This window comes from Endozoicomonas sp. GU-1, from assembly GCF_027366395.1.
Lineage (GTDB): Bacteria > Pseudomonadota > Gammaproteobacteria > Pseudomonadales > Endozoicomonadaceae > Endozoicomonas.
This window is the reverse complement of the sequence record NZ_CP114771.1, coordinates 4,561,169-4,578,498: the sequence shown is the minus strand read 5'-3', so window position 1 is coordinate 4,578,498 and position 17,330 is coordinate 4,561,169. Positions and strand designations below refer to the sequence as shown.

13 protein-coding genes are annotated in these 17,330 nt (G+C 45.1%); 5 read left to right on the top strand and 8 right to left on the bottom strand.

What is annotated here, in order from left to right; translation table 11 throughout:
* Nucleotides 1-7: 7 nt before the first annotated feature.
* Nucleotides 8-1,750 (top strand): hypothetical protein, encoded by a 1,743-nt coding sequence (locus tag O3276_RS18915; RefSeq protein ID WP_269672706.1) that lies wholly within the window; start codon nt 8-10, stop codon nt 1,748-1,750.
* 383 nt (nt 1,751-2,133) lie between these two features.
* Here O3276_RS18915 and O3276_RS18910 read toward each other — a convergent pair whose 3' ends face one another.
* Complete coding sequence (locus tag O3276_RS18910; protein ID WP_269672705.1) at nt 2,134-3,240, bottom strand: metallophosphoesterase; 1,107 nt, start codon at nt 3,238-3,240, stop codon at nt 2,134-2,136.
* A 344-nt stretch (nt 3,241-3,584) separates the two neighbouring features.
* Nucleotides 3,585-4,448 (bottom strand): hypothetical protein, encoded by an 864-nt coding sequence (locus O3276_RS18905; protein WP_269672704.1) that lies wholly within the window; start codon nt 4,446-4,448, stop codon nt 3,585-3,587.
* A 389-nt stretch (nt 4,449-4,837) separates the two neighbouring features.
* Here O3276_RS18905 and O3276_RS18900 point away from each other — a divergent pair, with 389 nt between their 5' ends.
* From O3276_RS18900 to O3276_RS18890, 3 genes are all read left to right on the top strand, one after another.
* Nucleotides 4,838-5,248, top strand: a complete 411-nt coding sequence (locus O3276_RS18900) for a transposase (RefSeq protein WP_269672703.1) — start codon at nt 4,838-4,840, stop codon at nt 5,246-5,248.
* A gap of 549 nt (nt 5,249-5,797) precedes the next feature.
* Nucleotides 5,798-6,301 (top strand): DUF3015 family protein, encoded by a 504-nt coding sequence (locus O3276_RS18895; protein WP_269672702.1) that lies wholly within the window; start codon nt 5,798-5,800, stop codon nt 6,299-6,301.
* Nucleotides 6,302-6,370: 69 nt separating this feature from the next.
* The gene (locus tag O3276_RS18890; RefSeq protein WP_269672701.1) at nt 6,371-8,272 is read left to right on the top strand and encodes an Lnb N-terminal periplasmic domain-containing protein; all 1,902 of its coding nucleotides are present in this window, start codon (nt 6,371-6,373) and stop codon (nt 8,270-8,272) included.
* Between the two features lie 157 nt (nt 8,273-8,429).
* Here O3276_RS18890 and O3276_RS18885 read toward each other — a convergent pair whose 3' ends face one another.
* The 4 genes from O3276_RS18885 to O3276_RS18870 all read right to left on the bottom strand — a co-directional run bounded on the left by O3276_RS18885 (nt 8,430) and on the right by O3276_RS18870 (nt 12,671).
* Nucleotides 8,430-9,530, bottom strand: a complete 1,101-nt coding sequence (locus O3276_RS18885; protein WP_269672700.1) for an ABC transporter ATP-binding protein — start codon at nt 9,528-9,530, stop codon at nt 8,430-8,432.
* 12 nt (nt 9,531-9,542) lie between these two features.
* Complete coding sequence (gene ugpE / locus O3276_RS18880; RefSeq protein WP_269672699.1) at nt 9,543-10,391, bottom strand: sn-glycerol-3-phosphate ABC transporter permease UgpE; 849 nt, start codon at nt 10,389-10,391, stop codon at nt 9,543-9,545.
* Complete coding sequence (locus O3276_RS18875; RefSeq protein WP_269672698.1) at nt 10,391-11,149, bottom strand: ABC transporter permease subunit; 759 nt, start codon at nt 11,147-11,149, stop codon at nt 10,391-10,393. Before O3276_RS18875 ends, ugpE begins: the two co-directional genes overlap by 1 nt.
* A gap of 217 nt (nt 11,150-11,366) precedes the next feature.
* Entirely contained in the window at nt 11,367-12,671 is a 1,305-nt protein-coding gene (locus O3276_RS18870) for an extracellular solute-binding protein (protein WP_269672697.1), read from the bottom strand.
* 219 nt (nt 12,672-12,890) lie between these two features.
* On the opposite strand from O3276_RS18870, the gene O3276_RS18865 reads away from it, so the two are divergent.
* Nucleotides 12,891-13,763, top strand: a complete 873-nt coding sequence (locus O3276_RS18865) for a tetratricopeptide repeat protein (RefSeq protein WP_269672696.1) — start codon at nt 12,891-12,893, stop codon at nt 13,761-13,763.
* A gap of 129 nt (nt 13,764-13,892) precedes the next feature.
* On the opposite strand, the gene O3276_RS18860 is transcribed toward O3276_RS18865, so the two are convergent.
* Together O3276_RS18860 and O3276_RS18855 are read right to left on the bottom strand one after the other, a co-directional pair.
* Nucleotides 13,893-15,317, bottom strand: coding sequence for a hypothetical protein (locus O3276_RS18860; RefSeq protein WP_269672695.1), 1,425 nt, complete (start codon nt 15,315-15,317; stop codon nt 13,893-13,895).
* Nucleotides 15,314-17,266, bottom strand: coding sequence for a DEAD/DEAH box helicase (locus O3276_RS18855; protein WP_269672694.1), 1,953 nt, complete (start codon nt 17,264-17,266; stop codon nt 15,314-15,316). The genes O3276_RS18860 and O3276_RS18855 overlap by 4 nt, the downstream gene beginning before the upstream one ends.
* Nucleotides 17,267-17,330: the final 64 nt, after the last annotated feature.

Genomic DNA, 17,330 nt, shown 5'->3' with positions numbered 1-17,330 from the left:
AAGTAGCATGGACTGGATAAGGGCAAATAATAAGGAAAGGGAAAAGTTAGAACTGATAAAACACGTTATCCGAAGGGGAGAAGTATCTGCTATCCCCTGGTCACGCGCAGCTCATTTGCTTGACATAGATGTTAAAGGGCTGAGCAAGCTGGCTATAAAAAATCGTGTAAAATCAACACTGACATCAGCCTTGGAGCGATACCATAAAGCTTGTGAAAAGAGAGATGTCGCAAATAAAGCAAAGCATTGTTCATCTTTCACTCAAATACATACGAGGGCTGCTGAAGCCACCCAACAGGTTAAAGTCCGTCTGCCAAAAGCTTTAAATCGAGCTGAAGAGTTTTCACCTAACAGTAGTCGGTCAGAGTTTGTACTACAACCCCTGCAGTCTAATGGTATTACAACGCAGATTAATGCTGATGGAGAAAATGATAATGAAATTACTATTGGCTTGGACTTTGGAACATCAAGCATAAAGGCAGTAGTCCGAGACTTGTCTGGAAATACATTTTTGGTGCCATTTGGAAATAACAATTCTACTAAAAAATTTCTGTTACCCACTCGACTGTATGAAACTGATAATATTTACTCGTTACACAAAGGAGAGCAGGCTCATCGGGATCTGAAATTGGCCTTAATGCTATCTTCGGATGATTCTTCTCAGGAAAAGGCGACGGCATTTATTTCATTAGTGCTTCGTTATATTAGATCCTGGCTCTTTGAAAATTATAAAAGCTTGTATCAGTCCGATTATATTATCTGGGGTATCAACCTTGGGCTTCCAGCGAAATCTTATGATGATAAAAATATGGTCAGCCTTTTTCATAAGGTAGGGTTGGCGGCGGCAAACCTATCTGCTGATGAAAGCAGTGAGATTACTCCTGAGCTGGTCCAGAGATATTTATCATGGGCAAAAAATGAACAAAAAAGTCTCGAAGAAGGGAGTGAACCGTCTGATACGCCGATCATGTCTGATATGGTGCATGTGGTCCCGGAAATCGCTGCTCAAGTAGCTGGTTACATCCGCTCAGAAAGTTGGGATGCTCACCATAATATGATGATGCTGGTTGATATAGGTGCGGGTACCGTCGATGCATCCGTTTTTACGGTGACAAAACCTGAAGAGCATCAGTTTGCCTTCTTGAGTTCATCTGTTTGTCCTTTTGGGGTTATGAACCTGCATAGAAAAAGAGTTGATTGGTTGAAATCACTCATTGGCTCACGGAAAAATGCAGACAAGCTTTTGCCCTATCTGGATGAAATCTACGCTCCCACTGATAGAGTGGATGCGATTCCTGCTTCGTGGAAATCTTACATTAAAGGACTGTATGTAAGTGGCAAACGCTCACCAGATGATGAATTTTATGAGGCGTATAGAACTCAACTTTATGACGATACTATTTGTCATGGTAGAGAATCGAATCCGGACTCTCCAGAGTGGACAGAGCTGCCGTTCTTCCTTTGCGGTGGTGGTAGCAATATGGAGCTATACGAGCAATTCATTGATCTGGTAAATGCGGGCAAAAGCTGCTCTTCGTTGAGGCTAAAGCCATTACGGATGAATATGCCGAAAGGGTTTGAGGCAAAAGGGTTGAGAGATCATGATTATCATCGGTTTTCAGTTGCCTATGGTTTGAGTTATGCCCGTGATGAGATTGGCCGGTGTATTCCTGAGGCGGAAATTCCACCTCTGGATCGTAGTTTAAATCGCAGGGCTGAGATTGTGAGTGTAAGCAAGGATATGATTTGAGGCACAGGCAGAGTGGATTTTGTCTGCCAGGAGAGTTGCCTGTTCATTGATTGTTTATTTCAGGTTCTCAAAAATAATTTTTATTAAAAACAATGAGTTGTTTTCGATATTAATTTTTTGCCAAACTTACCAATAAAAAGTAAATTTTTTGCCACACTTAAAGGTTATTTTTGCCAAACTTTAAAACTGATAATTTTTATTAACTCTTTGATTTTTGTTGGAATTCAGGTTGTCATACTTTGCCACGCTTAACGATGACATTCATGATCTTTTGGGAACCATCAACGTCATGTGGCATGAAACCCATGAGAATGATTTCGACAAAGAAACCGGGTGATTAGCAGATTAGTCATCAGATTTGGGGGCAAGAACCCCCGGATTATTTACTGCTGTTTTTCTTGCTTGCCTTGTTCAGGGTCTGCAAAGCTCACATCAATAATATTAATTTGACCACTGGTGCCAAATCGGTAGGGCATTTGCCATGGCCCAACGATTTTCCACCAACCCACGCCAACACCAGCGCTGACGATAGTATGTAGCCCGTCGATAACTTTATGGCCAACGACGTTCGGGTACATTCGACGCAAGATCAGATTATAAGGGAAGAACTGGCCAGCATGAGTGTGACCGGAAACCTGTAGATCGGCCTTGTTCTCAATGCTTTCAGGTATCGAGACGGGATTATGGTCAAAGACAATGATCGGATCACTGGCTTGAACATTGTCGCGCTGATAAATTTCTTTCAGACTCATCCGATTGGTAACGGCAAACTTATTGCCGATGTCATCGCGGCCAATTAAGCGAATACCATCAATCGTAAGTACCTCATCGTGCAGAATATCAATTCCTGAATTCTTGATAAAGGCAACATTACCATCCACATCGTTACCGTAGTATTCATGATTACCAAGAATCGCATAGACACCATGTTTTGCTGTTAATTCAGCAAAAACTTTTTTGTATCCCTCATTAACGTTGGTATGGCTGTCCTGAAAAATATCGCCACCAAACACAATGATGTCGGGATTTTCAGCGTTAATCTTCGCTACCATATCCACAAATAGCTGTTTGTTGGACGTCGGCATAAGATGGAGGTCACTTATAAAGGCGATACGCAGCTGCTCTCTATCTGCGATTTTGTTAACAGTGATTTGGGTATGAACGACATCGGTATAACGATAGTTGATATAACCGATGACAGCCACTGTGCATAGCGAAGCGGCAATAATCCATTTTCCAAGGTAGACTGGGACAGGCTTTATCAGATAATGAACGATCAGCAGTATCAGTACAGTAAACAGCAAGTAGTGTGCAAGATAGACATAATTACCAAAAAACAGGCCATACAACTCGTTTTCAACAATGAGATTCTTTCTGATATACGCCAGTGGCAAGATGCCAAAAAACAGCAGCACGCTGGTCAAAAACAGCTTAAACAACCGATAACCCTCGGAGAGTGGTGAATTTTCAGTGCTAATAAAAGCAGCCAAACGCAGATAATGTCAACAGAGTAATCGCCTTCTCAAGGGTTATCTCACAGTTGTTGCGTAAATATTGACTGGCAGTATTAACGGCAAACCCGGTTAACATGATAACGAATAAAATAACAGCCAGAATAGGCAGTGCAGTATCAGTACTTTTACTTGGGATAGGCATTAGGCTGACTCCTCCATTATGAAAGTTTCTCCCTAACCCATCCCATTCAACAGTTATTTCAACCAGACATAAAGATTTACTATGGCTATTAACATTAACGACCAATACCTTACTGCTACTGACTTATCAGACTGCTTGAAAAGCAGGCAGGAGTGGAGGGACAGAGCTTGATTCAAGCTCATTTTCTTTTTGCTTTAGTCGACTCTCTTATAGGGGCAGTAGCTTGCTTACCAGCGATTTTTGCCTGTTCTTTATCACCGGTATCCCATAAAACTTTGTGGTAAGCCTTTTGGTAAATCTTCTGGTAAGCCTTCTGGTAAGCTCTCCCTCTTTCGGACTGCGCCCAGGCTCGCTTGGAAACCCTCCCTTTTTCAGACTGAGCGTAAGCCTTCCCTCTTTCGGATTGCACACAGGCTCGTCTGGAAGCTCTCTCTTTCTCAGACTGAGCGTAAGCCTTCCGTTTATCGGACTGTTCATAAGCCTTCTGGGAAGCCCTCCGTTTCTCGGTCTGCGCGTAAGTCTCATCATGAGGGATGGTCAGAGATTCGCCAGCTCCTGAAGCAGAAGCTTCAACATCCAACTCATTTCCTGCAGTTTTTTCCAACGTTGAGGCAAGTGGAGGATGATCAGTATTTAAAAGGTATGAGTGAGAACTCGCCTCATCGGCAATACTCCAAACCCGATCAATTCTTATTTCTGATTGATTAGAAAGAATTCTGTAATTTTGTTCGACCTCCCGATACACCCCGGGTTTATGTGATATGTCTAACAGCTCACTTTGTTCAGATTCTTGAGAATAAATAACCCTGACCGGCATTGTTTTAAAATGGGAATCACTTAATGGGTTATGGAAGCTGTTTCCATATGGAATCCAGGAGTTCACATAATTAGTCGGTACAGTTTGATCCACCCGCAGCCCGAATACCAAACCACTTTGTTGCGGCCAGTCTTTAACATCTAATACACTGTTCGACATAACAGACTCATACGCTTTCTGGAATACCGAATGCAGGAATTGTGAATTAAAATATGGAGCAGACATTGAATTATTGAGTTATTGAATTAATGATTAGGACCATACTTTTTTATAAAAGTTCCTCCCTCAAAAATACCATTCCATATTTATTCCAACCAAGCATAAAGACATGCTATGGCTATTAACTATTAAGTAGTTGGCCAAATGAAATCGTATATTTCTGGCTTAGTGGACAGTTACTATGCCAGGCACAACGCAAGGAGCATAGCCGTAGCTATGTGACCGGAGTTGTAACGCCACACGACTGCATGGATGCAGGAGCAGTTGCCGGGAGTGACTGTGCAATTAGTCAGAAAACATGATTTCGTTTGGTTAACTGCTTAATAACAGAGATGTTAAGCGCTGGAGTCAAGCAATAACGGCGAATGTATTCCTTGCTACTACCAAAGCAAAGTATGAGGCTGACAAAGGCCGCTTTAAGTGTGAAGAATGGGCAGCTGTTCATTGCCAAAAGCAAAGAACCGTTGAATATCCGCTGGAGCCGATGGTCAGGCAACGCGAGCCTGGAGCTGCCTTCTGAGCCTTCCAGTATCACCATCAGCAAAGATCGGGCTGGCCACTTTGTTTCCATGCTCTGCGAATTTGAAGCTAAACGGGGGCGCTTTAGCCCAATGTCTGTTTCCCACAAGCCTGTTTCCCACAAGACAGCAGGCATTGATTTAGGTTTAAACGATCTGTTCATCACATCAGACGATGATAAATCTGGCAATCCTCGTCATTCCCGGCGCTACGAGAAAAAGCTCGTCTACCTTCAGTGTCAACTGGCCAACAAGCAGAAAGGCAGTAATAACCGAGCCAAAGCATGACTGAATGGGCTGATCGTATGTGGCTGAGATAGACCGATTCTTCCCCAGTTCCAGGCGTTTTTACGGTTGCGAGTTTGTCCATGAAAGTCTGCCGTTGTCTATCCGGGAGTAGGATTGCCCCTGAATGCAAAACTCATCACGATAGGGATATCAATGCAGCATTGAATATCAAAACCGCCGGACTGGCGAAGTGAGTTTCATAGTGATTCATTACAATGGACATTCATCGTGCAAGATTTCATTGTATTCCCAAGGCCTGATAAGTATTGTTAAGTAGCTGGCTATATGGAATCACATATTTCTGTCTACTTGGGCAGGTGCTATGCGAGGCACAACGGAGGGAGCATAGCCGTAGCTATGTGTCCGGAGTTGTAACGAAGCACGACTGCATGGATGCAGGAGCAGTTGCCGGGAGTGCCTGAACAAGGAGTCAGAAATATATGATTTCATATGGTTAGCTACTTACATATTGAGCTTTTGCATATGCCTTACGAATAACTTATGCGAGAGTTTGACTCAAATTAGAATGATCATCAGGGAAGCTTATCAATGTTAAAATTTCCAGTCATTGCCTCTGCACTCCTGTGCTTAGCCACATCTGTAAGCGCTGCCGACAAGCCGGTTGGATCCGGTCCTAACCCATATTCAGACTGCGGTATTGGAGCCGCTCTGTTTTCCGAAGGTCCTGTATGGGCTGCGGTAACCTCAAATGTCATCTGGGATATTGGAACAACGGCTGTTACATCTGCAACCATGAGCCCTGAAACATGTAATGGCAGCAAAGTAAAAACGGCACAATTCATTATTGATAATTACGACAATCTGGCCGAAGAAACGGCACTTGGACAAGGTGAGCATTTGACCGCAATGTTGACTGTGCGGGGGTGTCAGGCATCGGCTCACCCGACGATTGTTCAGTCTATCCGCAAAGACATGGTGGGTAACGTGACAGCTGCCAGCTATTCAACCCTGTCTGATGTGGAAAAAGCCACTCAATATTATCAGGCGATGGATGCAAGTGTTGCCAGTGTAGCGGATAGCTGCTCCGCCTGATCTGATGTTTGGCGTTGTCAGCAGTCAGCGCCAGTCCATATCTCAGTCAAACCATAAGACCTGTAAGCAGTGACTAAACCTATTTTCTCTCTTTGCCTGTTGCTTTTATCGCTGTCTTCTTTTGCTGTTGAGCCTGACACCTCCTCTGTTAATCCTTTCCATCTTGCTACCATCCAAAAGCTATCAAAAACCGATACATGGAAAAAACTGCTGGTTTATGAGCCATCCGGCTTATTGGGTGCAGAAGTTGAAAGTGCAATTCAGACCAAAGAATTCTTTCTGGCTCCCGATGGTCGAACCAACCCGGAAGCTGAACTACTGGCAACACTACAGGCATTCTCACAGCCAGTGGGCAGTGACCCTGAGTCTCACGCACAATGTCGTTTTCCTGCAAGGTATCAGTGGCTCAAGTCTGAACTTGGTTTAACAGATGAGTCAGTGACGCCTGTTCACTGCCCTGAATTTTCTGAATGGTCCGAGTACGGTGATGCGAAATCATTAAGCATTATTTTTGCCTCGGGGTACCTGGGTAACCCGGCATCTTATTATGGCCACACCCTGCTGAAGCTGAACTCAAAAGACAAGGACCGTACTCAGCTATTGGATACCAGTGTCAATTTTGGAGCCATTGTAGAAGATGGTGAAGACCCGGTCAGTTACATTGTCAAGGGCTTGTTTGGTGGATATAAAGGAGGCTTCAGCCATGCTGAATACTATTTTCATAATCAGAATTACGGGGAGCTGGAACTGCGTGATCTCTGGGAGTATGAACTGGATTTAACACCTGAACAGGTCGATTTTGTCCTCGCCCATACATGGGAAGTCATGGGTAAGGAATACCAATACTTTTTCCTGAATAAAAATTGCTCATTTCGTCTTGGGGAATTGCTTGAGATTATCGATGGAGTGAAAGCCAACCCCGATAATGATTTTTGGGTGATACCGCAATCTCAAATTCTGGAACTGGACAAAGCCACATTAAACGGCAAACCCCTGGTAAAAGCGATTACTTTTCAGCCATCAAGGCAGTTCCGTCTCTATAGTCGTTTTCGTACGCTTCAGGACCGACATAAAAGCATGGTTGCAGAAGCTATTGCCAACCCGCACATACTCGATACGGATATTTTCCAGTCAGAACGCATGGACGACAGGTTTTTAATACTGGATACCCTGCTTGATTATTATCAGTTCCTTGGTCAGACCGCTTCAGAGGACGATCAACACGCCATTGAGCAGGCCTATCACAATGTATTGGCGCACCGCTACACCCTTCCTCCCGGTGGCAGTAATCCCGCCTATGAAAAGCCTGTTTCGCCCGATGAAGGGCGCGAGCCAAGCCTTATTCAACTTGGGCTACGTTACGATGACGAGCTTGGCGGTGGTATGACGGTGAATATTCGTCCTGCCTATTATGACAGTCTGGATGGAGGAGCTGAACATGCTGAGTTTGGTGAGCTGATTATGGGCCAGGTTGAACTGTCCATGTTTGACGACAAAGTCATTGTGGATGGTGTGGACTTTGTCAGTATTCAGAGCCTCGCAACAGAAGCGACCGGGCTTCCCGGTGATGGGTATGATTCGTGGAGACTGAAAGCGGGTTTACAGCCTGCCCGGCCCGACTGTTCAGAAACCTGTCTAACACTTCAGCTAGAGGGCGACAGGGGATACACGGCAATGGCTACTGATCACCTGGCTCTCTCCGGATTTGTTGGTGCCGCCGTTCGTGACAACAAACAAGGGGCCGGAAATCTGGAAGGTCGCATCACTGTCAATGCCGTGGCCAACATCTCTGAACGGATAAATGCGCTTTTTGAATACCAGCATAAGAAGCAAATTGATGGCTCCAGATCAGACCTCAATAGCTTCCGCTTTGATACCCGATACCAGATTAGCAAAAACCGGGAGTTAAGGTTTTCCTATGAACACGACGAAAGTGATGAATTTACCGTGCTTTTTGGACATTATTGGTAGTGACAGCTAACAGAAAGAGCGGGCTCAAGACAACCGCTGCCGATATTCAGAACTTCGCCTTTCTTCGTTTTTAAGGCAGGTAAATGGCGTATTCCTTTATAAATAGCGGTTTTTATATCATCCCTGCTGAGGATAAAAAACCGCATCATCAATAGCATTAAATCACTGCTTCGCTAATGGCCTCACGATAACAGTCTACATTGCGCAGACCTGTGTCAGCATCAAACCAGTGCCAATGATCCCGGTTGATTTCCAGTGGCAACTCATGCCCTTCATCAATCTGGGCAGATTTATCAAGGCGAACACTAAGCCTCTCGTTAGAGCCTTTTACAACACCGACCGCCAGTAACTCAGAGCCTAACCGCTCAACAAGTTCCACAGACAGTATCAGGTCCGCATCCTCTTTTGGGCACAGCTGTAAATCTTCAGCACGGATGCCCAAAATAGCCGAGTCACCACCGAGTTTGCCCGACAGTGTGGCAATTTGGCTATGTCCCAATGCAATTCCGTCAGCTAACTGAGTTGCTTTCAACAAATTAATCGAGGGAGAGCCAAGAAAGCCGGCGACAAAAAGCGACGATGGATTATTATAGAGTTCGTCCGGTGTACCAATCTGTTCGGGTATACCATTGTTCATAACAATCAATCGGTCGGCTAACGTCATGGCTTCGATCTGATCATGGGTCACATAGATGGCAGTTGTTTTAAGCCGACGCTGCAACTTCTTGATCTCAAGTCGCATCTGGCCTCTCAGCCTTGCATCCAGATTGGATAAAGGTTCATCAAAGAGAAAGACCTCAGGCTTACGCACAATTGCGCGCCCCATGGCCACACGCTGACGTTGTCCACCTGAGAGCTGGCCTGGTTTCCGATCCAGCAGTTGAGAAAGCTCAAGCGTTTTTGCAGCCTCTTTAACCCGCTTGTCAATTTCAGCCTTTGCCAGCTTTCGATTTTTCAGGGCGTATGCCATGTTGTCAAACACCGTCATATGTGGGTAGAGCGCATAGTTCTGAAACACCATGGCAATATCCCTGTACGCCGGCTCCCTGGTATTCACCCGCTGATCTTTTATCCACAAGTCACCACTGGTGATGGATTCCAGGCCTGCAATCATTCGCAGAAGCGTTGATTTACCACAACCGGACGGGCCAACGACAACCACCAGCTCGCCATCGGCAATATCGATGCTGATGTTTTTTACGGCTGCAACACCATTGGCATAGATCTTTCCAAGGCCGTCTATTACCACTCGAGACATATTGATATCCTGTTATTTTTCGGTTTCCACCAACCCCTTGATAAACATTCGCTGGAAGATCACCACAACCAGCACCGGGGGAATTGTCGCCAGAATGGTTAAGCCAAAGGCAATATTAAACTGAGGTAAGTCACCACCTTCGTTGATGGTTTGAAACATCTGTCGTATGCCAATGACGACCGTGTAGTAGTCAGTATCTGTTGTCATCAGTAATGGCCAAAGATACTGGTTCCAACCAACCACAAACATGATGATGAAAATTGCAGCCAGTATGGTGGACGACAAAGGCAGAAGAATATCGATAAAGAACCGCACCGGCCCGGCACCATCCATACGGGCAGCTTCCATTAATTCACCTGGTACTGAGCGATAGAACTGCCGGAAGAAAAAAGTGCCCGTCGCTGATGCGATCAAGGGAACAATCAATCCGGCATAGCTATTGAGCAGCTCCAGCTGGGCAACCACTTCATAGGAAGGAATAATCCTGACCTCCAGAGGTAGCAGCAGTGTTGCAAAAATCATCCAGAACAATGGTGTTGCCAGGGGAAACCGAAAATAAACCAGGGCATAGGCAGCAATGGTGGAGATAATGATCTTGCCAATAGCAAAGCCCAGACCCAGCACAAGACTGTTCAACAACATGCGCCAGGCGGGTGTTGATAAATCATCATTACCGCCAATAATAGCCTTGTACGTTTCCCATCCATGCCCTCCGGGGAAAAATTGCAGCCCTTCCTTAAACAATGTCTCCGGCGTATGGGTGGATGACATGAGCGCAATCCATAAAGGCAACACCATAATCAGGGTGCCCATTATTAAAATACCGTGACGTATGACGGTGCGAGTCCATGGTTTACTCATCAGTAATGCACCTTTTTGTCAACATAACGGAACTGGATAATCGTCAGGCAAATAACAAACAGCATCAGAATAACCGACTGCGCGGCGCTACCTCCCAAATCAGCGCCAAGAAAACCATCCTGATAAATCTTGTACACCAATGTCGTAGTTGAGCCTGCGGGGCCGCCACGAGTGGTCAGATCGATCACACCAAAGGTTTCGAAGAAGGCATAAGTCGTATTGATAACCAACAGGAAGAACGTGGTTGGAGCCAGAAGTGGAAAGGTAACTGTCCAGAATCGTTTAATTGAGCCCGGGCAATCAATTCTTGCAGCTTCCTGAACAGAGGCAGGTATCCCCTGCAAACCGGATAAGAAGAAAATAAAGTTGATGCTTAACTGCTTCCATACAGAAATTAAAACGACAACGAAGATCGCATCACTTCCATCCCGGGTATGGTTAAAGTCAAAGCCCAGTGCGTTGATACCATTGTAAAGATCCCCCATCAAAGGGCTGAACAATAAACTGCCAACCAGGCCAGCCGCTGGAGGCGCAATGGCATAGGCCCACATCAGAAAGGTTTTATAAACCCCGGCACCGGTCAACACTTCATTTACCTGAACCGCCAGTAGTAATGCCAGTGATAGAGAAAAAAGGGTAACCATCACTGAAAAAAACAGGGTAAACAACACCGTGCTGACATACTCCGGATCTTCCAGAACATCAGTAAAATTTCGCAACCCGACAAATTCGCTGGAAAGCCCGAAAGCATCTTCCATATAAAATGACTGCTGAATAGCCTGGCCAGATGGCCAGAGAAAAAACACCAGGATGATAAGTACCTGGGGTAATATCAAGAAATACGGCAGTGCACTGTGTTGAAACTGATTTTTCTGCACAACAATTTATAACCCGCTATAACCTGAAAAATGTTACCTGTGATAAGAAGCACCGCAGCCACTGACTAACTACGGTAATAAATGAACAATTAACCACTTAGTTATAAGTGTCGTTAAAGCGGGACAGCAGTTTGTTGGATTCACGCTCAATAGAATTGAAGGCATCGTCCACACTGGTCTGTCCGGAGAGAATCTTTTCATAATTTTTGTAGAGGCTTTCACGAATCTGAACGTAGTAGCCCAGACGATAGCCTTTGGTCCACTCGCCACCAGCAAGGCTCAACTGCAGCATACCAACCTCGGCATCCGGTGCTTCCTGGTAATAGCCACTCTCTTTGGCCAGTGAATAGGCATCGTTGGTGATGGCCACATAGCCAGTTTCCTTGTGCCATAACAACTGAGTCTCAGCCTGTGTCAGGAACTTGTAGAATTCAGCAATGCCCTTGTATTCATCCGCATCGTGCCCGGTAAAACTGAACAGTGCTGCACCACCAATAAAGGTGCTTTTGGGCTCTTCGATCAGGCTGCTCCAGTAGGGCAGATAGGTTGTGCCAAATTCAAAGTCAGCCGTCTTTTGCAAGTTTCCGAAAGAACCGGATGAGCCCAGCCACATTGCCACCTGACCTTTGGTAAAGGCATCCTGATTGTCGCCCCAGGCTCTGCCGTAATAGCCATAGTAGCCATCATCCATCCACTCTTTGACTTTGCCCCAGTGCATTTTCAGGGCATCGTTGTTATAGAGAATTTTTACATCAGTGCTGTCGTAACCGTTGTTGCCAGTTGCCATGGGCAGGTTATGGCGGGAATGGAAGTTCTCGGAAAAGATCCATGGGCTGTGAGACTGAGCCAATGCCAGATAACCAGCGGCTTTCAGTTTGGGCGCGGCCTGCTCAAACTCTTCCCAGGTTTTGGGTGGAGTTACACCGGCTTTGGCAAGGGCTTCTTTGTTGAAATAAAGAAGAGGTGTGGAACTGTTGAAGGGCATTCCGATCATTTTGCCGGCAGAGTCTGCATAAAAGTGTCGAACACCGGGAATATAATCGTTGCTATCAAAGGCAATACCATTATCTTCCAGCAGATCCTGCACTGGATAGACGGCACCCTTCGCATTGATAACAGTTGCAGCACCGGCATCAAAAACCTGTATGATATGCGGCGCTTTTCTTGCCCTGAAAGCTGCAATACCGGCAGTCATCGTGTCTTCATAACCGCCTTTGTTTACCGCTGTCAGCCTGTATTCATCCTGACTCTGGTTAAAGCGGTCTACTAATATTTCAACCACTTCACCATTTCTTCCACCCATGGCATGCCACAGGGTTAATTCGGTTGCACCCTGTGCAATTGATGCCGCAAAAGAGGAGACACTCAAGCCAGCAAACACGATCAATTTTCTGATGTTCATTTATAACGATCCATTTCTGATTTTATTAGTCAACAGAACACATCCTAAGAATTCAAAATGACAGTTTTGTTAAAATCTAAAACTCGACTTGCCGGTTTCTAATGGACGTTTGTTTGATTCAGGTTAAAACTTTAGCTCATTGACCCGTTTTCCTGTGTCGGGGTAAGGTAGAGCTTTAACGCAGTTATTATCAGACGATGGCTAATCCAGGGAGGATTAATGCCTCATAAACTTATCCTCAAGCTGTTGCTTGCCTGCTCTGTAATGCTGAACATCTCTTCAGTTAAGGCTCAAACCCCTGCTGAGATTGATGAACCCCTCTATAAGCCGTTCATTGAGCGCTATATTCTTGATGAGCTCAAGAATCTCCGTCAGGATCAGCAGTTTATGCGGGCTGAACTGATCAATAAAGTTGCTGAGGCCCGGCTGGATGCCTCAGATCGAGCAGTTCGCTATACAACGGATACCGTTAACAATATCTTTTTCATCATTACTGGCGCGGCTTCAATTCTGGTTTTGCTTGGGTGGCGTTCATTGCGAGAGGTTCGTGAAACCATTAAGGCACAGGTCGAAAGCCAGGTTTCTCAGATGACACTGGAATATGAGAAAAGACTGAATGAGCTTGAGACGAAGCTGGTCGTGCGTTCGGAGCAGATTATTTCTGCCCAGGAAAAGATATCACAAACCAATCAGGTTCATTCATTATGGATGCGTGCAGGGCTTGAGACGAACCTCCATGAGCAGATCAACATCTATGACCAGATTCTTGAAATCAAGCCAGATGATGTTGAGGCACTGACCTATAAGGCTGACTCGTTGCTGGATCTTGGTGAGGCCCGATGGGCGCTATCACTGACCAATCAGGCGATTGATCATGATCACGAATATGCGCTTGCCTACTGGCAAAGGGCCTGTGCAGAAGCGGCACTTGGGCAGCATGATGAAGCAGTACGGGACCTTGAAACCGCCATACTGCAATCTCCCGCATTAAAGGATGAAGTCGTCAGTGAGACGGCTTTTGAGGTTCTGCACGGCCATCTGTCGTTTAAGAAGTTGTTACAGTCAGATATGTCGGATGTAGAAATGAGTTAGTTCTCGTCCAAAAAACCAACCAGCTGAGGACATGAGTATTTTATTCTGAAAAATAAGAGAAGCCCTGCTATTTTTCCATATCAAGTAGGAAAGGCTTCATGTAAAACATGAAACCCTATTCGAACCGTACTATTTTGGCCTTAACTGACCTATATCATGAGGCTTACCTGTTGCCATATCGATATCATTCAAGAAAGCCTTTACCCGCAATCGGATATAAGCAATATGACTTTTATCCGTTGTCATAAAGCCAAACGGAATAGGTATGGGAGAAGTATCCGGTGCTGATAAATGATATATAACGACAGCAAATAAATCGCTGTTAACAATCACCTCAACGTTGCCGTTGCAGAAGTCTCCTGTGTAGCCAAACAGGCTATCTTTATCGAAATCCTCAAACTCTATTCCACAAACCCGCCGTAGCCGGTCATGATTTTCTGTAAGCGGCAAATACAATTTTGGCTGGTACAGCTTTTTGGCTTTTTTCCCCGTGACTTTTGCGCTATCCCGTACATATTGTAAGCAACTAAGAACTTTTTCGGATTTTCCCCAGAAAGGATTATTGGGTGCCAGCCATATTAACTCGTCAGCCTCATGCCCAGTTCTCTTTGGTTGCTTTACATTTTTTTCCAGTATCCCGGTAATCAAACGCCAGTTTTCAAGGGTATAAATGATACCCAGAAAGGGGGTGAGATCAGCCCCGCTAGACTCTGCATATTGCCGGTCCGATAGTATTTTAGGAATATCCAGGCCATCATCGTTGATGTAAGCCTTGCTCTTAGTATCATCAAACTCATCAATAACCTTAAAAATCTCAAGAAAATTATGCGGTTGTCTCTGGAGGCCAATTGCATCCGTGATCAAGGATGTAGCTTCTGTTGCATCCTTAAGTTCTTCTATATCGCCTCGTTCCAGAAACTCTCCTGAGTGGCTTACGGAGAAGCTGTGGCTTATACGCAATGGCTTCTCTATAACTTTTCTGACATCTCCGATGTTGTATAAATTCACCCGGTTATCATCATTATCTTTGACTCCCTTTACATCGCCTCTATCAGCAATATCCTGGAAATGTTGCTGGAAAGCTTTTCTGGCAAGAGCTTCGCTCTTTGCTTTACGCTCGTTATCAATATTCAGGCGGAGCGCAAACTTCCAGTTTTTGTTAATTTTCTTTGCTCCAAGGTAGTTCAGACCGGCCAGCTCAAAGTTAAAATGGCCAGTGGTTTCATCAATTTTTTCGATCTTGGGAATTGCTTCCATTCCTGAAAAATATGAACGACTCTGGTTAGTTAATTCGACAGTACCGTCATCGCGATATTTAAGATCTCCACTCCGAACAAGATCCGACAGAGCCTCATCCAGCTCTCGCTTGCTCAGTGAGAAAAACTGAGCAAGGCTGGCAGGTGTAAGAGGGTTGATATTCACGATTCTGAGAACAAATTCCCTTATAAAAGACAGCCGCTGAGCATCAGTATAGGAAAAGCTGATATGAAATCTGTGCACAGGAAGGACGAAATCCAGCTCATGGAAACAGATTGGCTTACTCTTATCCATCATTTACCCCTCCGTTGTGGATTTTTTCCCTTCGCATTAACTACCTGGTACTCTTTGCCACCGCTTTCAATGTGACTTAAGACTCTGCCAAATGGCATCTTCTTGTTTTTCCCTCGCCACATCCTTGTCGAGCCGACAATGATAAGTCGATCCATTGCTCTTGAAAGCGCCACGTTAATTCGATTAGAAGAGTGAAGGAAACCGGTTGACTGCTTCTTATCTGAACGGGTTATCGACAAAATGATAATTCGGTTTTCCTTACCCTGATAACTGTCAACAGTGTCAATTTTGACCATGCTCTTAAAGTCATCACTCCAGGAGGCTTCGTTGAATTTCTGATTGATCAGGCGTTTCTGCTCTCCGTACATACAGATCACACCAATGCCAAACTCACCCTCTTTCAGAAGTTGGCCAAGTCCTTCAAGGAGCTCTGTGCTTTTTTCTATCTCTCTCAGCAGGGAGATAATCTGGTCTGCTTCGGTTCTATTGTAAATACTGACACCCTTATCATCATTGTGATAGGAGTTGGGCAAGGCCGCAGTATCCAGCCAGGAGACGGGCGTTTTCAAAATTGATGGCACCCGATGATAAATATCTGGTATTGCGCGTTTACCGGTAACCAATTTTCCATCATAAAAACAGTCCGACACCATCCGGCCAATAGGCTCAATCATTCGATATTGAGTTAGGAGCTGAGCCTGAACCTGTTTACCATAATCGGATTCAAAGGCTCTTTCGAAATCACTCTTGAGAATACCATCAAGGTCGTCTGTAGCGGCGGTTATACCCAGCTTTTTGGCAATGGCTTTTTGATGGGGTGTTGAATACATCGGCGGCAACTGCTTATGGTCTCCCACCAATAGAATTCGTTTGCCCACTTGCATGGCTATCGCCAACTCACTGGATATGGAGCGTGCAGCCTCATCAATAATTACCCAATCGTACTGCTGCTCACCAATACCCATATGAAACTGCCCAATACCTACACAGGTGCCCGTCACCAGCTGTCTGGATCTTGCAAGGAACTCATCGTAATTCACGCGATCCATGGCCAGAGCATCCAGCATATCTCTGTATATTTTTACCAGGGATTTTGCTTTGATGGTTTCATTAGGTTGCAAGTCAAACTGGTATTCCAGTTTTTGATAAACCTTTGTCTTTACATCCTCCACAGAGTCTTTTGTATTCCAACTGACAGCAAAATCTTCCTGCAACTTCTCAGTAATCGTTGCAATCAGTTCTTTTTTTGATCTTTTCAGGTTGTCAGACTGGTCTTGCTCATCATCATCTGTCAGATGGTCATCCAGCGCCTTTAACGCATCCATCTTGCTGAATAAATTGAACTCTGCTGTCGTAAGATCTTTCAGATACGCTTTCTCAACACCAAGCGCTGCACTCATAGCCATTATTTTGTGGCTGGCTTCTACCCTGAATAGTTCTCTTTTGACATTGACGATTGAACCGGCATAGACATCTTTCAAAGAGTCAGAAACCGTCGATTCTCGGTTACTGAAACGAACCACTTCCAGCGGTGTCTTAAGTTTGCGACAGTGTTTACGGATTCGCTCTGCCGCATTATTAACCGCTTCATGAGACTGGCTGACCAGCAAAATATTATTTACTTTCTCTTTTTCCACGAGGAAGTGAACAAAAGCAGCAATAAACTCGGTTTTACCGGTCCCAGGCGGGCCTTGCAAAAGCGATAGCGGTCCATAACGCACCAGTTTTTGAAAAGCGACTCGTTGTTGCTCATTCAAGCTGATGGTGTTGCCATGATCATCAAGCCTATCGTATTTCTTGAAATCTTCCTCAGTAACTTCAATGTCATACCCTGTTGCCTGCAGCTGGCATGAAGGATCAAAGTAATCAGTAAGATTCGGGATAACACTGCTTTTATCAAGAATGGGTATTCCGGAAGCATTCGGCCACTGATTCCGGAAACATTCGGCCACCTATTCCGGTAACATCCGGCCACTGATTCCGGAAACATTCGGCCACCCATTCCGGTAACATCCG